Source organism: Mycobacterium shimoidei (assembly GCF_900417275.1).
GTDB lineage: Bacteria > Actinomycetota > Actinomycetes > Mycobacteriales > Mycobacteriaceae > Mycobacterium > Mycobacterium shimoidei.
Window position 1 is genome coordinate 1273615 of the sequence record NZ_UEGW01000001.1, and the last position, 24870, is coordinate 1298484.

8 protein-coding genes and 1 pseudogene are annotated in these 24870 nt (G+C 69.5%); 6 read left to right on the plus strand and 3 right to left on the minus strand.

Features of this window, described 5'->3' with window-relative positions:
• Nucleotides 1-14 precede the first annotated feature (14 nt).
• Together MSP7336_RS06100 and MSP7336_RS06105 are read right to left on the minus strand one after the other, a co-directional pair.
• Nucleotides 15-431 (minus strand): GtrA family protein, encoded by a 417-nt coding sequence (locus MSP7336_RS06100; RefSeq protein WP_113963284.1) that lies wholly within the window; start codon nucleotides 429-431, stop codon nucleotides 15-17.
• Between the two features lie 20 nt (nucleotides 432-451).
• Nucleotides 452-937, minus strand: coding sequence for a GreA/GreB family elongation factor (locus MSP7336_RS06105; protein WP_113963285.1), 486 nt, complete (start codon nucleotides 935-937; stop codon nucleotides 452-454).
• A 989-nt stretch (nucleotides 938-1926) separates the two neighbouring features.
• Here MSP7336_RS06105 and MSP7336_RS06110 point away from each other — a divergent pair.
• The 6 genes and pseudogenes from MSP7336_RS06110 to MSP7336_RS24745 all read left to right on the plus strand — a co-directional run.
• On the plus strand, nucleotides 1927-6228 hold the full coding sequence (locus MSP7336_RS06110) for a beta strand repeat-containing protein (protein ID WP_142706745.1): 4302 nt from the start codon (nucleotides 1927-1929) through the stop codon (nucleotides 6226-6228).
• A 1401-nt stretch (nucleotides 6229-7629) separates the two neighbouring features.
• A complete protein-coding gene (locus MSP7336_RS24555; protein WP_483403568.1) occupies nucleotides 7630-11175 on the plus strand; it encodes a PGRS repeat-containing protein in 3546 nt (1181 codons plus the stop codon).
• Nucleotides 11176-11951: 776 nt separating this feature from the next.
• Nucleotides 11952-15764 (plus strand): PGRS repeat-containing protein, encoded by a 3813-nt coding sequence (locus MSP7336_RS24445; RefSeq protein ID WP_181786594.1) that lies wholly within the window; start codon nucleotides 11952-11954, stop codon nucleotides 15762-15764.
• A gap of 960 nt (nucleotides 15765-16724) precedes the next feature.
• On the plus strand, nucleotides 16725-20642 hold the full coding sequence (locus MSP7336_RS24450; protein ID WP_181786596.1) for a PGRS repeat-containing protein: 3918 nt from the start codon (nucleotides 16725-16727) through the stop codon (nucleotides 20640-20642).
• A 219-nt stretch (nucleotides 20643-20861) separates the two neighbouring features.
• Nucleotides 20862-21089 (plus strand): hypothetical protein, encoded by a 228-nt coding sequence (locus tag MSP7336_RS06170; protein WP_142706751.1) that lies wholly within the window; start codon nucleotides 20862-20864, stop codon nucleotides 21087-21089.
• A gap of 971 nt (nucleotides 21090-22060) precedes the next feature.
• Nucleotides 22061-22453, plus strand: a pseudogene (locus MSP7336_RS24745) (PGRS repeat-containing protein); the annotation flags it as partial.
• Between the two features lie 2227 nt (nucleotides 22454-24680).
• Here the strand turns inward: MSP7336_RS24745 and MSP7336_RS06180 are convergent.
• The gene (locus MSP7336_RS06180) at nucleotides 24681-24866 is read right to left on the minus strand and encodes a CsbD family protein (protein ID WP_113963292.1); all 186 of its coding nucleotides are present in this window, start codon (nucleotides 24864-24866) and stop codon (nucleotides 24681-24683) included.
• Nucleotides 24867-24870 lie beyond the last annotated feature (4 nt).

Genomic DNA, 24870 nt, shown 5'->3' on the forward strand with positions numbered 1-24870 from the left:
CCGCGGGGGTCCGTTCAGCGCAGCCGGAAGATCACCGAGCGCTGCACGATGAAGTTGATTACCGAGGCAGTGCCCTGCGCGATCACGAAGGCCACCGGCACCGCCCAGTTGCGGTAGTCCAGCAGCGCCAGACACAGGTGGTTGAGCCCCACCTGGACCGCGAAGGTGATCCCGTACAGCGCCATGACGACCAGGAACCGGGCGGTGCTCGGCGGCGCCTGGAACGTCCAGCGCCGGTTGATCAGGTAGGCGGTGATGGTGCCGGCGACAAAACTGGTCGCCTTGGACACATCGACCTGCAGGCCGATCCCTTTGTAAAGCAGTACGTAGAGGCCGAAGTCGACGATCGCCGAGAGCCCCCCGGTGACGACGAAGCGCCACACCTGGGTGGTCAAACTCAGCTGCGCGCGCGACGGGGCGATCTCGGCCATCGCGGGCAGTTTAGTCGGGGTCAGTGCGGATATTTGACGTCGAGCAGCTCGACCTGGTTCTCACCGTGCGGTGTCGTATAGGTCACCTTGTCCCCCGGCTTGTGCCCTACCAGGGCCAACCCCAGCGGGCTGCCGGCGGTCAACGTCTCGGCTTCACGCCCGACGGGAGTCGCTTCGATGACCGAAATCACCTCCATGGTGACCACCGAACCGTCATCGAAACGCACCGTCACCTCGGTGCCGCCGGGCAGCAGTCCGGTTTCGTCCGACGGTGCCGGGCCGGCCCGCAGCAGGCGGTCGAGTTCGATGATCCGCTCGTCGAGACTGGCCAGTTCGTCGGCGCGCTGGATGGCATCGGCGGCGTCCGCGTGATCGCTCACCGCACCGCGGTCGCTTCTGACCTCTGCCTCCAGCCGGTCGCGCCGCTCGCGTATCCGGGCCAGTTCGGCGGTGATGCGCTCGCGCGCCTCATCGGAGAGCCCCTTGGGCTCAACTTGCTCGCTCACTATTGCTGACCTTTTCTTCGCGCGACGCGGCGGTTGCCACCGACAGGATTGCCAAGACCGTGTTGCAGTTAACCAATTATTCGTGCATGCGGTGAGGGTTTTACGAACGTTCCGCGTGACGGCTCCCTCGCCCGGTTCGGTCCGGCGCGTGACTCGCGTTGATGCCAGACAGCCGGGATGGGACGCGTTTCGGTCTGGCTCGCTGAGCTGTGAAAGTGCTGTACGGATCGGCAAACCTAGACGGACGTACCAGATTTCTGGCGAAGGAACGATGCCGTACACTAAGTGGCGGGCGTCTGGCGCCTCGTTTGCTGCGATGATCGTGTAAGTGCGGCGAGGGTCTAATCGTGTTGCGCACAGGCGTTTTTGTTCGTCTATATTCTTGAGTTGCAAAATGCTGCGGCCTCGGTGCAGATTGCCCACCGATCGCCGCGATCTTGATGGACGTTGTTTTGCCGGTGCCACCGCCGCAGCGGCTAAGGGGTTCATGTCGAAGTTCTCAACGCATGCGGACTTGCCGCTGTCGGTCAGCGGCGGCCACGAGACCCGAATGTCTCCTAAGAAATACTCTTGCATTCTCCTGGGCCACAACCGATTTAAAGCTTGCAGGCTGCCCGCACTCGCCTGGAATGTCAGTGCCTTTGAGGGGCGGACACCGAGCCGCGCCTAGTGGCGGCTGAGACTGCTGCGATCTTCTTGGATACACCGGACGAGGTCGCCGTTCCCTTTGCCACGGGCGCGTCGCCGCAAGTGTGTTGTACCAGAGATTCGCTGAATCTGCGGAATCGCTGCGCCGAATGAGGCCTTCTTACAGCGTATTTCAGATTCACAGATCAAGCAGAAGTTTGCTATGGGAGCCAACGGACGATTTTTCTAAAAAAGTTGTGGATCAATTGTCCGGTTTCTTAGACAGACGTACACCTAAGAGCTACCTTAGCGCCGTCTGAGAGCGACCGGCTCCAGCATGTTTTGGGAGGACAAACACAAACATGGCCGGACAACACAGCAAGCGGAATCGTCATGCACGCAAGATGAAGGCTCGCCGTCGGGCACAGGTCGCTGGACTGGGGGCTAGTGCGGGGGCGTTTTTGGCGTTTGGGCTGGGCCCGCTGGCGGCAGCACCGCCGGCACACGCCGACTTCGAGGACTTGTTCGACCTGTTCGACCCGAGCGCCTGGGTGAGTGCCACTCCGGAGTTCGACGCCAGTGGTTTGGAGGCATTACTGAACCCGGTCTCGTGGGACGCGCTGTTGAACCCGGCTTCGTGGGGTTCGCTGCTCGGCTTCGACAACCTCGGCGGACTGGACGCTAACGCCGTGGCGGGCACCGACCCGTTCTTGGCGTTCGGGCAGGAGCTCAACGACTGGTTTGTCAACAACTGGATCGGCACGCCACTGGGTGACGCGATCGACAACCAGCTCAACACCTGGTACGGGGCACTGGCGGCAGCGGCCGGCAGCCCCACTACCGTGTGCGGCCTCATCTGTAACGGTGCTGACGGCACGATGGAGAGCCCTGACGGTCAAGGTGGCGGCCTGTGGTTCGGTAACGGCGGTGACGGCTGGGATAGCACCGAGGCTGGTGTCGACGGCGGCGACGGCGGCAACGCATTCTGGTTCGGCAACGGCGGTGACGGCGGCGACGGCGGTGTCGGCGCCGATGGTGGTGCCGGTGGTACGGGTGGCCTGTTCTGGGGCAACGGCGGTGACGGCGGTAACGGCGGCGCCGGCGATGCCGCTGCCGGGCTCAATGGCGGTAACGGCGGCGACGGCGGTGACGCAGGCCAATTCGCCTGGTTCTCCAACGGAGGTAATGGCGGTAACGGCGGCGCCGGCGGTAACGGGGCGGCCGGATTAACCCCGAACACCCCAGGCGCTAACGGTGGTGACGGCGGTGAGGGCACCAATGGCGGTAACGGCGGTGCCGGTGGCGATGCTGGGCTGTTCGGCGTCGGCGGCAACGGCGGGCTCGGCGGTGTCGGCGGTAACGGAGGCGTCGGTGGCACCGGGGCCCTCGGTTTGACCGGCACTTTCGCTGACAGCGACGGCACTGGCGGTAAGGGCGGCAACGGTGGCAGCGGCGGCGACGCCGGCAACGGCGGCAAGGGCGGCGCGGCAGGCGGAGCCGGCATTGGCGGCAAGGCGGGTAAGGCCGGTGACGGCGGCGACGGCGGCGTCGGCGGTGACGGCGGCAAGGGCGGCGCCGGTGGTGCGGGTGCGGCCGGTACTGCTGCGCACCCCGACGGCGGTAACGGCGGTGACGGCGGAAACCGCGGCACCAGCGTGGGCAAGGGCGGAACCGGCGGTGCGGCCGGCGGCACCGGCGCCAACAAGGGCGCCGATGGTGCTGACGGTGTCTTGGCCACCAGCGGTGGCGACGGCGGCACTGGCGGTGCAGGCGCGACCGGCACGTGGGCCAACGGCGGCGTGGGTGGTAACGGCGGTGACGGCGGTGACGGCGGCGATTACGGCAATGGCGGCGCTGGCGGTGCTGGCGGTGCAGGCGCGGCCGGCGACTTCACCAGCGGCATCAGCCAGGGCAACGGCGGCACGGGCGGCACCGGTGGCACCGGCGGTAAGGCTGGGACACACGGCACCGCCGACGGCGGCGGCGGGGCCGGCGGTAACGGTGGGGCTGGGGCGGCCAGTGGCCCCAATGCCACCGCCGGTGCCGGCGGTGCCGGTGGCGCAGGTGCTGACGGCACCGCGACTGGGCCCGGCCACGGCGGCGGCGGTGGCGGCGGTGGCGGCGGCGCCCTCGTCTCCGCCAGCAGCGGTGGCACGTCCACCGGGGTCGCCATCGGTGGTGCCGGCGGTGACGGAGGTGACGGCACTGCGACCACTGCTGGTGGGGCGGGCGGCACCGGAGGTCTCGCTGCCGTCGAGTCCGGCGGCGCGGGCAGTGCGGCCGGCGGCAAAGCCATCGGCGGTGGCGGCGGGGCCGGCGGACTAGCCGGCGACACCGCTGGCAACGGCGGTCTAGCCTTTATCACCGCCACGAACGGCGGCACCGTCGCTAACGGCACTACCGCCACCGGCGGTGACGGCGGTGGCGGCAGCACCGGTGGCACCGGCGGTAATGGTGGTAACGCCGTCCTCGCGGCGAACGCTGGCGGTACGGTCTCCGACGCCAGCGCCACTGGCGGTGCCGGCGGTGACGGTGCCGATGGTGGCACCGGCGGTACCGGCGGTAGCTCCGAGATCAGCGCAGGCGCCCAAGGTGGCACCGGTGGCAGCGCTTCGGGCGTCGCCACCGGCGGTGAGGGCGGCGACGCCACCGGCGCCGGGGCTACCGGCGGTAACGGCGGTGACGGCAATATCCAGGCTGGCTTTGTCAGGCCTGGCATCGGAGGCAACGGCGGAACGGCCAGCGGCGTCGGGACCGGCGGTGATGGCGGCGCCGCCACCGGGGCCAATAGCACCGGCGGTAACGGCGGCATCGGAAGTGTCGTGGCTGGCGGAGATGGCGCCACCGCGGACGGCAGTGGCATCGGCGGCAACGGCGGTAACGGTACCGACGGTGGCACCGGCGGCAACGGCAGCAGCGGTCAGGTGGCAGCTCTGGCCGACGGGGCCCAAGCCAGCGGCACCGGCCAGAGCGGCAACGGCGGTGACGCCACCGGCGCGAACAGCGTCGGCGGTAACGGCACCATCGGCAACATCCAGGCCTTCGGTGTAGACAGTCAGGCCAGCGGCACCGCCACCGGCGGTGACGGCGGCGCGGCCAGCGGTGGTGGTCATGGTGGCGTCGGCGGCCAGGGCAGGATCGTTGCCAACACTGACGGCAGCACCGCTACCGACAGCACTGCTACCGGCGGCAACGGCGGCGACGGCCTTGACGGCGGCACCGGCGCTCAAGGTGGTCAGGGGCACGTGTTCGCCGGCGTGTTCGGCGACCCCGGCAGTGGCGTCGGCCACATCAGTGGCAGCACCGCCATCGGCGGGAACGCCGGCACGAATCCTGGCGGCCCCAGCACCACTAATCAGGGCGGAAGTGGTCTGGTCCAGGCGACTACCGGTGGCACCATTACCGGCAGCAGTGCCGAGGGCGCCGACGGTGGTTCCGGTGGACTCGCCAGTTCTGCGACGGTGAGCGCCACTGACGACGGCACGATCACTGATAGCCACGCGGTCGCAGGAGCGACCAGCGACACTGCCGTCGGCGGCACTGCGAGCATCACGGCGGATGGTGCGGACAGCAGTGTCGCCGGTAGCACGGCCACTGGTGGCGCCGGCGGGACCGGCACCAACGGGGGCGACGGCGGCGCGGCCACAGTCTCGGCTACCACGGGCGGCACGGTTGACGGCGTCGACGTCACCGGCGGTGCTGGCGGGGCCGGCACCGACGGCGGCACGGGCGGCACGGGCGGTGCCGGTGCTGCCGTGGCAACTGTCGGCGGCACCATCACCAACGGCAGTGCGACCGGCGGCGACGGCGGCGCCGGTACCGGCACTGGCAGCGTCGGCGGTAACGGCGGCGGCGGCTACCTGGTCGTCGACAACACCAGCCTCCAAATGGGCGATGCGGGCACTGTCGGTACGGCTGACAACGCTGCCATTGCCATCGGCGGTGACGGCGGGGCCGGCACCAACGGCGGCCATGGAGGCAACGGCAGCTTCGGTGAACTCGAGTCGAACGGTGCGGGCGGCGTGTCGTACGGCACCTCCACCGGCGGTAACGGTGGTGACGCCGACGGCGCCAACAGCGTCGGCGGTAACGGCGGCAGCTCTGACATTCAGAGCTCGAAGATCACTGCCTTCGGCACTGAACCGATGGCCGGTGGTGCTGGTGGGACGGCCCACGGTACGTCGACCGGCGGTGACGGCGGCAACGCCACCACCGGCGCCCACGGGGGAAACGGCGGCAAGGCCGCTATCTCTGCCGGTGGGACCGGAGCCGAGGCTAGCGGCACATCTCAGGGAGCCGACGGCGGTTCCGGTAGCGGCGCTGGCGGCCAAGGCGGAAACGGCGGTGCCAGTCGGATTGTGGCACTCGGCGAGGACAGTTCGGCAACCAACGGTATTGCCACCGGCGGCGTGGCCGGGAATGGTATCAACGGCGGCCACGGCGGCAACGCCGGCGACGGCAACATCGGAGCGGGCAACCCGACGACGCCTGGGACGAGCACGCCGTCTGCGGATAACGCCACGGCCACCGGCGGATCCGGCGGCAACGGTACCGGCCCCGGCAATAACGGCGGCAACGGCACCAACGGCGATGTCTTTGCCTACGGCGACGACAACCAGGACGGACAATCCGCTACTGGTCACCCCGGCAACGACGTTCCGTAACAGCACCAAGAGCGACCGCGGCCCAGGAACCCTGGGCCGCGGTTCGCTTTTGGTGCCGTGCGCGCGACGGCCTAGCCCCCCGGTTCAGTCGGCCGGCGGTGGCTTGCAATTGTCGCCCAAAACTGAGACCACAGCCGCCTGACCACGCACCCGAAGCTGTGAAAAATCGGCGAACCGGAACGGTCGTACCAGACTTCAAATAAGGAACGGTGCCGTACAGTAAGTAGTGTCTATTAGCGAAGCCGTTTGCTGTGACGACCCTGTCGTCCAGCGACAGAATCGTGCGTCTGTTACGCTGCAAGAATTGCTAGACCTGCTACATGACGCAAATTACCGACGACAACATGTGGCTCCTATGTGAGTTCCATTTGCTGAGCTAATGCGGCAGCGGCTACTGGTTCGCGTCGAAGTGGCGGTACAGCGTACGGCCCGCCGGCGTTCACAACTGGCTGGGACGTACGTGGTGCATCCATAGCGCACCACACGGATTCACCTGTTGCACAAATGATTCACGCATAGCGGGCCGTTGGATCCCGGGGATGCCGCCGAGAGCCTGGGAGCTTGCTGGGTGTCAATGACACTGCCGAGATTTTCTTGGGCGCACATGCTCCCTCGACGTCGTCTCGGCCTCACCGTGCGACCCAACAGACACGTCCCGACCGGTATTCGCTGCGCATCTGCCGGATCAGGTGCTGCCGCTGTGCCTTTGTCCTCAGGATCCATCGCTGTAGTTCGCTGTCCTGAAGCTCACTAGATGATTGTTCAAAAAAATTTGGATCAGTTGTGCCGTTTGCGGGACAAGGGTGCACCTAAGAGTTAACTTAGCGCCGACTGAGAGCGACCGGCTCCAGCATGCATGTTTTCGGGAGGACACAACATAAAATGGCCGGACAGCACCGCAAGCGGAATCGTCAAGCAGGTAAGACGAAGGCTCGCCGTCGGGCACAGGTCGCTGGACTGGGTGCTAGTGCGGGGGCGTTTTTGGCGTTCGGGCTGGGCCCGCTGGCGGCAGCACCGCCCGCACACGCCGACTTCGAGGACTTGTTCGACCTGTTCGACCCGAGCGCCTGGGTGGGCGCGCCTGCCGCTGACTTCGACGCCAGCGGTTTGGAGGCATTACTGAACCCGGCCTCGTGGGACGCGCTGTTGAACCCGGCTTCGTGGGGTTCGCTGCTCGGCTTCGACAACCTCGGCGGACTGGACGCTAACGCCGTGGCGGGCACCGACCCGTTCTTGGCGTTCGGGCAGGAGCTCAACGACTGGTTTGTCAACAACTGGATCGGCACGCCACTGGGTGACGCGATCGACAACCAGCTCAACACCTGGTACGGGGCACTGGCGGCAGCGGCCGGCAGCCCCACTACCGTGTGCGGCCTCATCTGTAACGGTGCTGACGGCACGATGGAGAGCCCTGACGGTCAAGGTGGCGGCCTGTGGTTCGGTAACGGCGGTGACGGCTGGGATAGCACCGAGGCTGGTGTCGACGGCGGCNTTGTCAACAACTGGATCGGCACGCCACTGGGTGACGCGATCGACAACCAGCTCAACACCTGGTACGGGGCACTGGCGGCAGCGGCCGGCAGCCCCACTACCGTGTGCGGCCTCATCTGTAACGGTGCCGACGGCACGATGGAGAGCCCTGACGGTCAAGGTGGCGGCCTCTGGTTCGGTAACGGCGGTGACGGCTGGGATAGCACCGAGGCTGGTGTCGACGGCGGCGACGGCGGCAACGCATTCCTGTTCGGCAACGGCGGTAACGGCGGCGACGGCGGCGCCGGCGCCGATGGTGGTGCCGGCGGCAACGGTGGCTTCTTCTTCGGCAACGGCGGTGACGGCGGTAACGGCGGCGCCGGCGATGCTGCTGCCGGCCTCGACGGCGGCAACGGTGGTGCCGGCGGCAATGCCGGACTATTCGCCTGGTTCTCGCACGGCGGTAATGGCGGTAACGGCGGCGCCGGCGGAACCGGCGTTGCCGGTGATCCGGGCGTACTCGGGGTCAACAGCGGTACCGGCGGCGACGGTGGCGACGGCACCAACGGCGGTAACGGCGGAAAGGGTGGCACCGGCGGGTTCCTCGGCGTCGGCGGCAACGGCGGCGAGGGCGGTGTCGGCGGTAACGGCGGAGTCGGTGGTACCGGCGCCACGGGCCTGGCCGGCAGCTTCGCGGGTAGCGGAGACGGCACCGGTGGCACCGGCGGCAACGGTGGTGGCGGCGGCGACGGCGGTAACGGCGGCAAGGGCGGTGACGCCGGGGCTGCCGGCATCTTCGGCCTCGCGGGCAACAGCGGCAACGGCGGTGACGGCGGCGCCGGCGGCAACAGTGGCAATGGCGGCACTGGCGGGGTCGGCGCGGCCGGCGACTTAGACAACCCGAACAGCAACGGCTATGGCGGCGCCGGGGGCACCGGCGGATCCGGCGGCGGCCACGTGGGGTACGGCGGCAAAGCGGGCGCCGCTGGCACCGGCAATGGCGGCACCGCGGGTAACGATGGCGCCTACGGGATTCACGGCAACGGCGGCGCCGGCGGGGCCGGCGGGCAGGGTGCTGCCTCCGGTGATGGTGCGGTCGGCGGCAAGGGTGGTGCCGGTGGCGCCGGCGGTGTCGGCACGGCCCAAGACGCCGGCCTTGGCGGCGGCGGCGGTGGTGGCGGCGGCTGGGCCATGACGTCCACCGAAACTGGCGGGACGCTGACCAACGTCACCGCCACCGGCGGAACCGGCGGTAAAGGCGGTGCCGGCAGTACAAACGCCATCGGCGACGCCGGTGGGACCGGCGGCTCGGCCGAGGTCATAGCCAGAAATGGCGGTGCAGTGAACAACGCCTCCGCGACCGGCGGTACCGGCGGAGCCGGGGCCACGGGCGGTGGCACCAGCGGCGACGGCGGAGGGGTGCTGATTTCGGCCTCCGGTTGGGGTAGCACCGCCAGCGGTTCGGCCACCGGCGGCACCGGTGGTGTCGGCAGCAACGGCGGCCAAGCCGGCGACGGCGGAGCGGCCATCATCGCGGGCGGCTACAGCAACACCCCCAACAGCTCAGCCAGCGGTACCGCGGTCGGCGGTACGGGCGGCAACGCAACCGGCACGGGCAGCACCGGCGGTGACGGCGGCCGCGGGCGGCTCATATCCGACACCGGATACGGCCGCACCGGTGCTACCGCGACGGGTACTGCCACCGGCGGCGCGGGTGGCGCGGGCAGCAACGGGGGCCACGGCGGGGCTGGCGGTGACGGCATCGTCGGCGCGGGTACCGGCGGTGCCCCGAGCGGCGGCACGGTCATCAACGGCACCGGTACCGGTGGGGCTGGCGGTGACGGCTTCGATGGCGCCAGTGGCGGCGACGGCGGCCGGGGCTTTGTGATCGGCCAGTACGGCGCGACCACCACCAACGGCACCGCCATCGGCGGCGCGGGCGGTGACAGTGGCACCGGCGCCGGCGCGGGCAACGGCGGTAAGGGTGGCTACGGCTACCTGGATTCGGCGCGGACGGTGTCCGGTGGTGTCTCCACCGGCGGGGCCGGCGGGGTCGGCGGGAACGGCGGCACCGACGGGGCTCTGGGTGGCAACGGCGGTGACGGCGGCAACGCGCAGCTGTGGGTGGGCACCGACAACACCTCCACCGGCGGGGCCGGCGGTGCGGGCGGTAACGGCGGTGCCGGAGCCGGCAACAATGGCGGCAACGGTGGCACCGGCGGCAACTCCAGCATCAACGGCTCCGGCGACCCCGACGTCGTCACCAACAGCACCGCCACCGGCGGAGCCGGCGGGGCCGGCGGTGACGGCACCGACAGCGCGGCTGGCGCGGACGGCGGCACCGGAGGCGCGGCCAACATCAACAGCAACGGTGCGCACGTCAGTGACAGCTCCGCCACCGGCGGCGCTGGTTCGGACGGCGCGCTTGCCGGCTCGACCGCCGGCGACGGCGGTGCCGCGGGAATCAGCGCCACCAGCGATGGAAGCGTCTCCGACACCACCGTCACAGGCGGTGCCGGCGGCCTCGGCGTCGACGGCGGCACGGGCGGTAAGGGCGGCGATGCTGGTGCCTTCGCCGGCAACGCCGGCGTCATCACCAACGCCAGCGCCACTGGCGGTGACGGCGGCGCTGCGACCGGCAACGGCAGCACAGGTGGTGACGGTGGTGCCGGCTGGCTGGTCGTCGACAACACCAGCAACCCGACCGGCAATGCCGGCACCGTCGGGACCGCCGACAACGCTGCCATTGCCGTCGGCGGCAACGGCGGTGACGCCGTCTCCGGCGGCCATGGCGGCAAGGGCGGCTTCGGTGAACTCGAGTCCAACGGTGCGGGGGGCGTGTCGTATGGCACCTCCACCGGCGGTGACGGCGGCGACGCCACCACCGGCGGCACCGGCGGTGACGGCGGTAGCTCTGACATTCAGAGCTCGAAGATCACCGACTTCTTCGGTCCGGACAAGGGTGGTGCCGGCGGGACGGCTCATGGCACGTCAACCGGCGGTGACGGCGGCCTCGGCACCGACGGCGGCACCGGTGGTGTCGGCGGCAAGGCCAGCATCGCCGCCGGTGGTGGCACCTCCGAGGCCAGCGGTACGTCTCAGGGCGGCATCGGTGGTCTCGGCGACGGCACTGATGGCAAGGGTGGCGCCGGCGGCGACAGCCGCATCACCGCCCTGGACGGCACCAGCACCGCCACCAACAACAGCGTTACCGGCGGCATCGGCGGCGACGGTATCGACGGCGGTGTCGGCGGCAATGCCGGTGACGCCAACGTCGGGGCCGGAAACCTGGACGCGGGTGCTCCCACCGGTGAGCCGTCGGCGAGTAACAACACCCTCGTCGGTGGCAACGGCGGTAGCGGCACCGGCAGCGGCAACACCGGCGGCGATGGTCAGGAGGTCGATGTCTTCCAGCAAGGCAGCGGCCAGAATGACGGAAAGAACATCACCGGCGACAACGGCGCGAATCACCCGTGAGGTAACCGCACCAACAGCTACCGCGGCCCAGGTTCCCCTTCTCCTGGGCCGCGGTTTGCTTTCGAGGCCTTAATTGCTCGACCATGTCGCGGGTATTAGCGACAGCGTGCAGATGACTTGCCTGCATTCATTGCGTCCGCTGCCCGGATCCTGCTGCGCAATCGGCTGCAGCGCGCCGACCGACGAATGCTCAATGCGGGCTTCGAGTTCTGGTTCGGCGCACAATCGACCCGACTTCGTACAATTTGATGTACTTTGGCCATCGCGAATGCAGACGATCGGACGCATGTTGCCAATTGCGGCGCCACCCAGGCGAGATCATGCCTAGCCGCTGATCAGGTATTTCGCCTGTGCGGCAACGTTGTTGGTGTGAGTCGACAAGATGGTTCTGCCGTGGGTGGGACTAAGAATCTGTAAGACGTTTGCGTCCGCGTGCGACCCACAGCCGCCCAGTGCAGCGCTTTTTGCTGTAACTGCACTATTCGATCGAATAAAATGCTAATTGCAAAAAAATAGCATGTAGCATATAGAGCCTAATTTGCTATCCCAGAAGCAATAGCCGACCTCCCCAAAAAATCTCACTTACGGGTCTCGCTTAATGGCCAAAATTGCGCTAATAGTTACCTTAACGGCGGCTGAGAGGCGTCGTTCCTGCGGCATTGGGAGGCAACACAAAAATGGCTGGTCAGCGCAACAAGCGGAATCGTCCAACTCGCAAGGGAAAGGCTCGTCGTCGCGCACGTGTCGCTGGACTGGGTGCTAGTGCGGGGGCGTTTTTGGCGTTCGGGCTGGGCCCGCTGGCGGCAGCACCGCCCGCACACGCCGACTTCGAGGACTTGTTCGACCTGTTCGACCCGAGCGCCTGGGCGGGCGCGCCTGCCGCTGACTTCGACGTTAGCGGTTTGGAGGCGCTGCTGAATCCGGCCTCGTGGGAGTCATGGCTCGGGCTTGACAGCCTCGGCGGCCTGGACGCTAACCCGACCGCGGGCACTGATCCGTTCTTGGCGTTCGGGCAGGAGCTCAACGAGTGGTTTGTCAACAACTGGATCGGCACGCCACTGGGTGACGCGATCGACAACCAGCTGAACTCTTGGTATGCGGCGCTGTCCGCAGCGGCTGGCGATCCCATGGCCGGCTCATGTGGCCTGATTTGCAACGGCGCCGACGGCACCATGGAAAGCCCGGATGGCCAAGATGGCGGTCTGTGGTTTGGTGACGGCGGTGACGGCTGGGATAGCACCGAGGCTGGTGTCGACGGCGGCGACGGCGGCAACGCATTCTGGTTCGGCAACGGCGGTGACGGCGGCGACGGTGGTGTCGGCGCCGATGGTGGTGCAGGTGGCGCCGGCGGCCTGTTCTGGGGTAACGGCGGCGACGGCGGTAACGGTGGCGCCGGTACCGCCTTGATCTCCGCCGGTAACGGTGGTGCCGGTGGCGATGCGGGTGCGTTCGCGTGGTTCTCGCATGGCGGTAACGGCGGTAACGGTGGCGCCGGTGGTGACGGCGTGGCCGGGGCTGCCGGTGTAGCCGGGTCCAACGGCGGTGCCGGTGGCAACGGTAGTGGTGGCACCAATGGTGGTAACGGCGGCAAGGGGGGTAAGGGCGGCTTCTTCGGCGCCGGCGGTAACGGCGGCCAAGGCGGTAACGGCGGTGACGGCGGTGACGGCGGCGACGGTGGCACAGGTATTGACGGCAGCTTCGCGGGCAAGGGAGACGGCACCGGCGGCACCGGCGGTAACGGTGGCGGCGGTGGTGCCGGAGGTAACGGCGGTAAGGGCGGTGATGCCGGTGCCGCAGGCATTTTCGGGACCGCGGGCTTAGCCGGTGACGGCGGTGACGGCGGTGCTGGTGGCAACAGCGGCAATGGCGGCAATGGCGGTGTCGGCGCGGCCGGCGACTTTGACAATCCGAACAGCAATGGCAATGGCGGGGCCGGGGGAACCGGCGGGGCCGGCGGTGGTCATGTGGGCAACGGCGGCAGAGGCGGCGCCGCTGGCGCTGGTAACGGCGGCACCGCGGGTAACGACGGCGCCTTTGGAATTCACGGCAATGGCGGCGCCGGCGGGGCCGGCGGTCAAGGCGATGCCGACGGCACCGGAGCGGTCGGCGGCAAGGGCGGTGCCGGTGGCGCCGGTGGTGTCGGCACAGCCCAAGCAGCTGGCCTGGGCGGTGGCGGCGGTGGTGGCGGCGGCTGGGCCAAGACATCCGCCGACGCGGACAGCGTGCTGGCCGACGACGTCACCGCCACCGGCGGGGCCGGCGGGGTCGGCGGTGCCGGTAGCACCGAAACCGTCGGCGGCGCCGGCGGGACCGGCGGCTCCGCGACGGTCAGCGCCACTAATGGTGGCGTAGTCAACGACGCCTCTGCCACTGGCGGCACCGGTGGGGCCGGCGGCACCGGCGGCGGGATCAGCGGCCACGGCGGAGCGGCGCTCATTTCGGCCAACGGTGCGGACGGCACCGTTAGCGGCTCGGCCACCGGTGGCACCGGGGGTGTCGGCACCGGCGGTGGCCACGGCGGCGACGGCGGAGGGGCGGTACTTGACGCCGCCCGCGACAGTTCGGTCAGCGGCACCGCGATCGGCGGGAACGGTGGCGACGCAACCGGCATCGGCAGCACTGGTGGTTACGGCGGCACGGGCACCCTGCAGGCCGGAGGCGCCGACGGCCGTGGTACCGCGACCGGCACGGCCACCGGCGGCAACGGCGGTTACGCCCTGAACGGTGGCACCGGCGGCAACGGCGGCAGCGCACTGCTCGGTGCCGGAACCGGCGACCGCGGCACCATCATCGACGGTGTCGGCACCGGCGGCGCTGGCGGCGCGGGCTTGGCCGCCGGCGCTACCGGTGGCGACGGCGGTGCAGCCAACTTCTCCGTCACGTCGGGCAGCGTCGTTACCGGCACCCAGGTCACTGGTGGCAACGGCGGTAACAGCGGCACCGGCGCAGGCGCCGGCGGTGGCGGGAAGGGCGGGTACGCGCTGGTGCTGACGAGAAGGGGCAGCATCTCCGGCGGCATTGTCATCGGCGGCAACGGCGGAGTCGGTGGCAACGGTGGCACCGACGGCGCTCTCGGCGGCACCGGTGGCGCGGGCGGCGCCGCGCAGTTGCGTGGGGGCACCGACAACACGTCGATGGGCGGTAACGGCGGGTCCGGCGGTAACGGCGGTGCCGGAGCCGGCCATGACGGTGGTGCTGGTGGCGCCGGCGGCAGGGCCAACATCGACGGCAATCAACCCGACATCGTCGCCAACAACACCGCCACTGGCGGGGCCGGCGGGGACGGCGGTGACGGCACCGACAGCGCCGCCGGGGCGAACGGCGGCACCGGTGGACGGGCGACCATCGGTGGCGTTGGGGCCTCCCGCGTCACGGACAGCACTGCCATCGGCGGCGCGGGCGCGGACGGCTCGGTTGCCGGCTCGACAGCCGGCAACGGCGGCAACGGCGGCAACGCGATCATGCGCGCTACCGAGCGTGGCTGGATCTTCGACAGCACCGTCGAGGGTGGGGCCGGCGGCGTTGGCACCGGCGGTGGTACAGGTGGCGCCGGTGGTGACGCCAATATGGAGGCAAGCTTCGGCATCATCACCGACGTCAGCGCGACCGGCGGTGCTGGCGGTGTCGGCGCCGACGGTGGCACGGGTGGCGCCGGTGGTGACGTCAATGTTGAGGCGACTCCCGGCACCAGCGGCGTCACCAACGCGATCACCAACGCCAGCGCCACCGGCGGCGCCGGCGGCGATGCCACCGGTATTGGCAGCGTCGGTGGTAACGGTGGCCTCGGCGTCCTGCTCGTCAGGCCCAACAGCTCGGCCCCGGGTGGCACCGTCGGCACCGCTGACAACGCTGCGGTTGCCATCGGCGGCGCCGGCGGTGATGCCACCGACGGCGGCCATGGCGGCAGCGGCGGCGTGGGTGAGCTCCGGTCCAGCGGTGCGGGTGGGTTGTCGTACGGCACCTCCACCGGCGGCAACGGCGGTGACGCCACCGGCTCCGGCAGCCAGGGCGGGCGCGGCGGTAACGCTTCTATCTCGAGCTCCGTCGTATCGGACCTTCTCGGTCCCAACCAGGGCGGTCCTGGTGGGACGGCCCACGGCATGTCCACCGGCGGTGACGGCGGTGACGCCACCGACGGCGGCACCGGTGGTGTCGGCGGCGATGCCAGGATCACCGCGGGCGGTGAGGACGCGGAGGCGGCCGGCACGTCGCAGGGCGGCACCGGTGGCACTGGCGATGGCGCTGGTGGCAAGGGTGGCGCTGGAGGCAACAGCCGGATCTTGGCATTAAACGGCACCAGCACCGCCATCAATAACAGTGTCACGGGCGGCGACGGTGGCGCCGGTATCGACGGCGGTGCCGGGGGCATCGGCGGTGACGCCAACGTCGCGGCCGGGAGGCCGGATCCGGGTGCTCCTACCGGTGAGCCGTCGGCGAGTAACAACACGGTCGTTGGCGGCAGCGGCGGTAGCGGTACGGGTGCCGGGAACACTGGCGGCGCCGGTCAAGGGCTTGTTGTGTTCCAGCCGGGCAGCGGCCACAAGGACGGAAACACCATTACCGGTGCTAACGGTGCGAATCAGCCGTGAGGTAATAGCGCCAACGGCGACCGCGGCCCGGGTTTCCCCTCCCTGGGCCGCGGTTCGCTATTTGACCGGTTAGTTGCTCGACCATTGGCGCGGGTATTGCCGACAGTGCGCGATGACTGGCCTGTGGGTGCCCATTTCGGCGGGTTAGGCGATGGATTGCGTGGCCACTGGAAGCAGAGACGCCCTTCGACTGGTACAGCCGACCTGTGAAAGGTGCTGGAAGGATCCAGAATCTGGGGCCAGCGTCCCAGTTCCTAGATAAGGAACGTCGCCGTACAGTAGCAGCGGCGATCAGCACGGCCATTTGCTAGCACGCCCCCGTGGATCCAAGGCCCTGATCGCGCGTTGCATGTAGGGCTACAGCGGCAGAGTTGCTGCTCCGGCGGCCCTGCGTAGATTCCCGATGACAACCTGTGTGATCGATTGGAATTCCATTTGCTGTGCTACCGCCGCAGCGGCTACCGGTTCACATTGAACTGGGCGGTATGCGGATGGACGCCCGCGGTTCAAGCGGCTAGGACACACACGGTGAAACGATGGCTCGCCGCGCGAACTTTCCTGTGTTGCAAATGATTCATGCCTAGCGGACCGCGCAATTCCGGGGTGCCCCCGACCCCAGCGAAGGCCCCGGGCGCCTACTGGATGGCAACGGACATTGCTGAGAGTTTCTTGGACGCACGTACGCCCTAGACGTCGCCTGGGCCTCGTCGCCGCCGCCCACTGATATGTTTTGGCCGACATTCGCTGAGTCTGCATGCTCCTGCTGGCTCAGGCACTGAGGGCTGCGGCTTTGTAGACACAATCGATCGTCATCGTTTGCTGTGCGGAGCCAATTAGATGATTGTTCAAATACATTTGGGTCAGTTGTCCCGTTTGGGAGAAAACGGTGCACCTAAGAGTTACCTTAACGCGACTGAGAGCGACCGCTCCAGCATGTCTCTGGGAGGGCAAGGCACACAAATGGCGGGACAACACAGCAAGCGGAATCGTCAAGCACGCAAGGAGAAGTCTCGCCGTCGTGCACATCTCGCTGGACTGGGGGCCAGCGCGGGAGCATTTCTGGCGTTCGGGCTAGGCCCGCTGGCCGCGGCACCGCCGGCACACGCCGACTTTGAGGACCTGTTCGACCTCTTCGACCCGACCGCTTGGGCGAGCGCAACCGCTCCTGACTTCGACGTCAGCGGCTTGGAGGCACTGCTCAACCCCGCCTCGTGGGGTTCGCTGCTCGGCTTCGACAACCTCGGCGGCCTGGACGCTAACGCCGTGGCGGGGACCGATCCGTTCATGGCATTCGGGCAGGAGCTCAACAACTGGTTTGAGACCAACTGGATCGGCACGCCGTTCGGCGACGCCGTGGATAACCAGCTCAACGCTTGGTATGCGGCGCTGCCCACGGCGGCCGGCGATCCCACAGCCGGCGCGTGCGGCCTGATTTGCAACGGTGCTGAGGGCACCATGGACAACCCCGATGGTGAAGGCGGCGGTATCTGGTTCGGTAATGGCGGTGACGGCTGGGATAGCACCGAGGCCGGGACGTCCGGTGGCAACGGCGGCGACGCGTTCTGGTTCGGCAACGGCGGTAACGGCGGCGATGGCGGTGCCAACGCCGACGGTGGCGCTGGTGGCGACGGTGGCCTCTTCTTTGGCAACGGCGGTAACGGTGGCGACGGCGGCATTGGCACTGCCACTGACGACGGCGGCAATGGAGGTGCTGGCGGTGACGCCGGTCTATTCGCTTGGTTCTCGCACGGCGGTAATGGCGGTAACGGTGGCGCCGGCGGGACCGGCGTTGCCGGCGATCCGGGCGTAGCCGGGGTCAACGCCGGTGTTGGCGGCAACGGCGGCACTGGTACTGACGGCGGCGACGGCGGCAAGGGCGGCAAGGGAGGCTTCCTCGGCGCCGGCGGCAACGGCGGCGAAGGCGGTGTCGGCGGTAACGGCGGAGTCGGTGGTACCGGCGCCACGGGCCTGGCCGGCAGCTTCGCGGGTAGCGGAGACGGAGCCGGTGCCACCGGTGGTAATGGCGGTGGCGGCGGCGATGCCGGCAACGGCGGTAAGGGCGGTGACGCCGGGGCTGCCGGAACATTCGGCAGCGCGGGCCAAGCCGGTGACGGCGGTGACGGTGGCGTCGGTGGCAACAGCGGCAATGGCGGCACCGGCGGCGTCGGCGCAGACGGCGACTTTGAGCTCGCGAACAGCCAAGGCTATGGCGGCGCCGGTGGCACCGGCGGCACTGGTGGTGACCATGTGGGCGAAGGCGGCGACGGTGGCGCCGCTGGCGTCGGTAACGGCGGCAACACTGGCGCCACTGGCGACAACGGGACTTACGGCAACGGAGGGGCTGGCGGTGCCGGCGGTGAAGGCGATGCCGACGGCGCCGGTGCGGTCGGCGGCGACGGCGGTGCCGGCGGTGCCGGCGGTGTCGGCACGGCCCAAGACGCCGGCCTTGGCGGCGGCGGCGGTGGCGGCGGCGGCTGGGCCAAGACGTCCGCCGACACGGGCGGCACCCTGACCGACGTCACGGCCACCGGCGGGACCGGCGGTAAAGGCGGTGCCGGCAGCACGGAGTCCATCGGCGATGCCGGCGGGACCGGCGGGTCCGCCACGGTCACGGCCAGCCAGGGCGGCGCGGTGAACGCCGCGTCGGCCACCGGCGGCACCGGCGGGGTCGGCGGCACTGGCGGTGGCACCAGCGGCAACGGCGGCGCCGCGATTATCGACGCCACCGGCACGCACAGCACCGCGAGCGGTTCGGCCACCGGCGGCACCGGAGGTGTGGGCATTGACGGCGGCCAGGGCGGTAACGGCGGGCTCGGCCGGATCTCGGGCGGCTTCGGCGACGCAGCGCACCCGGGTGCCGCGAGCGGTACCGCCACCGGCGGTAACGGCGGGGCGGCCACCGGCGCCGACAGCGTGGGCGGCGACGGCGGCAGCGCCCAGGTGGTGGCTGGCAGTGGGCTTGGCCACGCGGCCACCGCGACCGGCACCGCCACCGGCGGCACCGGCGGCTACGCCCTGAACGGCGGTACCGGCGGCCGCGGCGGCAGCGGATTGGTGGACGCCGGGCTGGGCTACCAACCTAGCGGCGGCACCGTCACCAATGGTGTTGGCATCGGCGGGACGGGCGGTGCCGGCCTAGCTGCTGGCGCGACCGGTGGCGACGGCGGCAGGGGTGCTGTCTTCGGTGAGTACGGCAGCGTCGTTACCGGCAGCCACGGCGTCGGCGGCAACGGCGGCAACAGCGGTACCGGCACGGGCGCCGGCGACGGCGGCAATGGCGGTTACGGCTACGCGGTGTCCTCCAGCACCCTTTCCGGTGGCAGTGCCATCGGCGGTAATGGTGGGGTCGGCGGCAATGGTGGCACCGACGGTGCTGCCGGCGGTACCGGTGGCGCGGGCGGCAATAGCCACCTGTGGGCCGGTACCGACAACACCGCCCGGGGCGGTAACGGCGGGGCCGGCGGGGCCGGTGGTGCTGGAGCCGGTCACGACGGTGGCACCGGTGGCACCGGTGGCAACGCAACGGTGAACGGCTATGGCCCGGCGGGCATCGTCACCAACAGCACCGCCACCGGCGGTGTCGGCGGTGCCGGCGGGGCCGGCACCGACTCCGCCGCCGGCGGGGCCGGTGGCACCGGTGGCGAGGCCAACGTCGTTAGCACCGGTGGCGCCACTCTCACTGACAGCTCTGCCACCGGCGGCGCGGGGGCGGACGGCACGCTCGCCGGCTCGACCGCGGGCACCGGTGGTGCGGCCAGCATCAGCTCCGCCAACGGTGCCAGCGTGTCCGACACCACCGCCGAGGGCGGCGCCGGCGGCACCGGCATCGACGGCGGCACGGGCGGCACCGGCGGTGCGGCCAACGTCAGCGCCAACACCGGTGCCAACATCTCCGACACCACCGTCACGGGCGGTGTCGGCGGTCTCGGCGCCGACGGCGGCACGGGCGGTACGGGAGGCCAGGCTGCTGCCGTGGGCATTAAGGCCGGCGTCATCACCAACGCCAGCGCCACCGGCGGCGACGGCGGCGCTGCGACCGGCCCCAGCAGCACAGGTGGAAACGGCGGCTCCGCATTCCTGGTCGTCGACAACACCAGCAACCCGGGCGGCAATGCCGGCACCGTCGGCACCGCGGACAACGCTGCCATTGCCGTCGGCGGCAACGGCGGTGACGCCGTAGACGGCGGCACGGGCGGTACGGGCGGCTTCGGTGAGCTCGAGTCCAACGGTGCGGGCGGTGTGTCGTATGGCACCTCCACCGGCGGTGACGGCGGCGACGCCACCACCGGCGGCACCGGCGGTGCCGGCGGTAGCTCTGACATTCAGAGCTCGAAGATCACCGACTTCTTCGGTTCGCACAAGGGTGGTGCCGGCGGGACGGCTCACGGTACGTCGACCGGCGGTGACGGGGGCCTGGGCACCGACGGCGGCACCGGTGGTGTCGGCGGCAAGGCCAGCATCGCAGCAGGCGGCGGCACTGCCGAGGCCAGCGGTACGTCTCAGGGCGGCATCGGTGGTCTCGGCGACGGCACTGATGGCAAGGGCGGCGAAGGTGGCGACAGCCGGATTACCGCCCTGGACGGCACCAGTACCGCCACCGACAACAGCGTTACCGGCGGCATCGGCGGCGACGGTATCGACGGCGGTACCGGTGGGAACGCCGGTGACGCCAACGTCGGGGCCGGAAACCCGGACGCGGGTGCTCCCACCGGTGAGCCGTCGGCGAGTAACAACACCCTCGTCGGCGGCAACGGCGGTAGCGGCACCGGCACCGGCGTGACCGGCGGCGATGGTCAAGAGGGCAGTGTCTTCCAGCAAGACAGCGGCCAGAACGACGGAAAGAACATCACCGGCGACAACGGCGCGAATCACCCGTGAGGTAACCGCACCAACAGCTACCGCGGCCCAGGAAACCTGGGCCGCGGTTCGCTTTTGTGCCGTTGGATTCCTCGATCATTGTCGCGGGTATTGGCGAAAGCGTGGAGCTAACTCATTCATTGTGTTTCTGCTGCCCGGATCCGGCTGCGCAATTGCCGCGGCCAGTCGAGCGACTTCTATTTCGGTGCGCTGGTCGAGCCGGGCGACGTTATGCTCAGCGTGACCGGCGGTGACACCGATATCGGGGCGGGGTTCCCTAATGAAGACGCTCCTCCCGGTGAGCCGTCTATGAAGAACTTCACCGCTATCGCTGGAGACGGCGGCAACGGCACCGGCGCCGGCCACAGGGGCGGCGACGGTGGCACGCTACTTATCTTTCAGCTCGGCGGCGGCGAAACCGACGGAGGGTTCCGTGAGGGTCACGATGGCGTGAACAACCCGCCATAACACCAACAGTATTCGCAGCCGTGGTTCGCATTCGACCGGTTGAATGCTCGATGATTGTCGCGGGTGCGTAATGGCGGCGGGGAGTCGGCTGTCATATTGCTGAATACTTGCTGTGAATTAGGCGTTAGGCGCCTGGAAGCACGAACCGGTTATTGTGCAATTTGATGTACTTTGGGCCGTGCCTCTGGCCGTTGATTAGGCAGGCGAGTGGGGGACTGAGAAGCTGTAAGGCGTTGGGCCGGCGCTCGTCCGCGACGCCGAGTACATCGGCTTGGTTGCTGTAACTGCACAATTAACGTGAATGAAATGCTAACTGCAATAAATTTGCATCTAGCATATAAAGGCTAATTTGCTATCTCGGAGGCAATAGCCGGCCTCCCGGGAAATCTCATTTTCGGGTCTCGTTTTATGGCCAAAAGTGCGCTAATAGTTTCCTTAGCGACGACTGAGATCGATCGCTCCCCGCGGCATTGGGAGGCAAACACAAGATGGGCGGGCAACACAGCAAGCGGAATCGTCAAACACGCAAGGGAAAGGCTGGTCGTGGCGCGCATGTCGCCGGATTGGGGGCTAGTGCGGTGTCGGTTGTGGCGTTTGGGCTGGGCCCGCTGGCGGCGGCACCGCCGGCGCATGCGGACTTCGAGGACTTGTTCGACCTGTTCGACCCCGCCGCGTGGGTGAGCGCGCCTGCGGCGGAGTTCGACGCCGGTGGTTTGGAGGCATTGCTGAATCCGGCGTCGTGGATGCTCGGCTTCGACAATTTCGGCTTGGACGCTAACGCGACTGCAGGGACTGACCCGTTCTTGGCGTTCGGGCAGGAGCTCAACGAGTGGTTTGTCAACAACTGGATCGGCACGCCGTTCGGCGATGCTGTCGATGACCAGCTCAACGCATTGGCCGCAGGGTGGTCGCTCGGTGATACCTGCGGGCTGATCTGTAACGGCGTCGACGGGACGATGGAAAGCCCCGATGGCCAAGACGGCGGTCTGTTGTTCGGTGACGGCGGTGACGGCTGGGATAGCACTGAGGCTGGTGTCGACGGCGGTGCGGGCGGTGACGCGTTCTTGTTCGGCAACGGCGGCGACGGAGGCGACGGTGGCGACGGAGGCGACGGTGGTGCCGGGGGTGCCGGTGGCCTGTTGTGGGGCGACGGCGGTAACGGCGGTAACGGTGGTGCCGGCACTGCTGAGCTCGCCGGGGGTAGTGGCGGCGCCGGCGGTGACGCGTTCTTGTTCGGCAACGGCGGCAATGGCGGTAACGGTGGCGCCGGCGGTAACGGCGCAGCCGGGGCTGCTGGTGTAGCCGGGGTCAACGGCGGTGTCGGCGGCAATGGTGGTGATGGCACCAACGGCGGTAACGGCGGCAAGGGCGGCAAAGGCGGCCTGTTCGGCGACGGCGGCAACGGCGGCCAAGGCGGGCTTGGCGGCAACGGCGGTGTTGGTGGTGTCGGGGCCACCGGTGCCGAGGGCAGCTTCGCCGGTGAGGGGGACGGCACCGGTGGCACCGGTGGTAACGGCGGCAGCGGCGGGGATGCTGGTAACGGCGGCGACGGCGGTGCCGCCGGTGAGGGCGGCATCTTCGGTTCCGCGGGTCTAGCCGGGGACGGCGGTGACGGCGGGGTTGGTGGCAACAGCGGCAATGGCGGCGCCGGTGGTGCCGGTGCGGCCGGTGACTTTGCCAATCCGAACAGCACCGGAAATGGCGGGACCGGCGGCACCGGCGGGACCGGGGGCGCCCAGGTGGGTAGCGGCGGCGCTGCCGGTAAGGCCGGTGGTGCCGGCGCCGAGGATGGCACCACGGGCGTGGCCGGAATTCACGGCGATGGCGGCGCCGGCGGCGCCGGCGGCCAAGGCGATGCCGAGGGCACCGGCGCGGTCGGCGGCAAGGGCGGTACCGGTGGTGCCGGCGGTGTCGGCACGGCCGAAGAGGCCGGGCTGGGCGGCGGCGGTGGTGGTGGCGGCGGCTCCGCCCAGACGTCCACCGCCAACGGGGGCGCGCTGACCAACGTCACCGCCACCGGCGGCACCGGCGGGGCTGGCGGCGCCGGAAGCACCGAAGCCACGGGCGGCGCCGGCGGGACCGGCGGTTCCGCCTCGATCAGCGCCACCGATGGCGGCGCGGTCAGCGACACGGTCGCCACCGGCGGTAACGGCGGGGCGGGCGGTAACGGCGGTGCCGGCGGCCACGATGGCGGCGACGGTGGCGATGGCGGCGACGCCAGGCTCAGCGGCACAGGTAGCGACGCCGTCACCAACAACACTGTCATCGGCGGTGCCGGCGGTGACGGCGGTGACGGCACCGACAGTGCCGCAGGCGCGGACGGCGGCACTGGCGGCACGGCCGCGATTGTTTTCCAAAGCGGTGCCGTCAGTGACAGCACCGCTATCGGCGGCGCGGGCGCGGACGGCACGCTGGCCGGCTCGACGGCCGGAAACGGCGGTGACGCGGTGATCGACGCCGAGGACGGCGGTAACAGCATCTCCGACACCGCAGTCGAGGGCGGCGCTGGCGGCATCGGCGTTGACGGTGGCGCGGGCGGCACCGGTGGTGAGGCTGTTGCGTTTGCAGCTGACGGCGGCGTCATCGCTGGCGTCGGCATCACAGCCGGCGCTGGCGGCGACGCCACCGACGGAGGCGCCGGTGGCGCCGGTGGTGAGGCTGCTGTCGTGGCAACTGATGACGGCACCGTGACCAACGCCAGCATCACCGGCGGCGCTGGCGGCGACGCCACCGGCAGCGGCAGCGTGGGTGGTGACGGTGGTCGCGGCTTCGTAGTCGATGACGGCGGCACCGTCGGGACTGCCGATAATGGTGCCGTTGCCGTCGGCGGCAACGGCGGTGACGCCACCGACGGCGGTACCGGCGGTGTCGGCGGCGACGGCGGACTCAACTCCAACAGTGCTGGCGGTCTGTCCTATGGCGTCTCCACCGGCGGTAACGGCGGTGCCGCAACCGGCTCCGGCAGCCAGGGCGGCGACGGCGGCAGCTCAGTCATCGAGAGCTCGGACATTACGACTGGTACGGACCCCATCGGTCCCGACCAGGGCGGTCCTGGTGGGACGGCCCACGGTGTGTCGTCCGGCGGTGATGGCGGCGAGGCCGCCGACGGCGGTACCGGTGGTGTCGGCGGCAATGCCAGGATCAGCGCGGGCGGTGAGGACGCCGAGGCTGCTGGTGTGTCGCAGGGCGGCGCCGGCGGCATTGGCGATGGCGCTGGTGGCACGGGCGGCACCGGCGGCGACAGCGACATCTTCGCCTACAACGGCACCAGCACCGCCGTCGACAACAGTGCTGCGGGCGGCAACGGCGGCGCCGGTATCGACGGCGGCGCCGGCGGCAATGGCGCCGACGTCTTCGTCGGGGTGGGACTGCCTAGGCAAGACGCTCCCCCCGGTGAGCCGGCGGTGAGGAACTTCAGCGTTATTGGTGGAGACGGCGGCAACGGCACTGGCGCCGGTCACACCGGCGGCGACGGCGGCACTGCAAGTATCGTCCAAGCGGGCGGCGGCGAGACGGACGGAGGCTCCATTAGGGGTCCGAACGGCCCGGACGACCCGGCATAGCAATCCCTGGCAGCAACGTCAGTTACCGTCAGCGCCCACGGCCGCCGCGAAACGCGTCCTTGACCTTCTCGCCGGCGTCCTTCAGGTCTGACTTGAACTGCTCGCCCACGCCCCGGTTTTCAAGCCTGCGGTTACCTCTGGCGCGGCCCATGGTTTCTTTGGCTCGACCGCCGAGCTTTTGCAACTTGTTTCGGGCCTTATCGATTGCACTCATCGTG

Coding starts and splice junctions, on each gene's coding strand:
- MSP7336_RS06100 (WP_113963284.1), bottom strand. CDS start 431: ATGGCCGAGATCGCCCCGTCGCGCGCGCAGCTGAGTTTGACCACCCAG.
- MSP7336_RS06110 (WP_142706745.1), top strand. CDS start 1,927: ATGGCCGGACAACACAGCAAGCGGAATCGTCATGCACGCAAGATGAAG.
- MSP7336_RS24450 (WP_181786596.1), top strand. CDS start 16,725: ATGGCGGGACAACACAGCAAGCGGAATCGTCAAGCACGCAAGGAGAAG.
- MSP7336_RS06180 (WP_113963292.1), bottom strand. CDS start 24,866: ATGAGTGCAATCGATAAGGCCCGAAACAAGTTGCAAAAGCTCGGCGGT.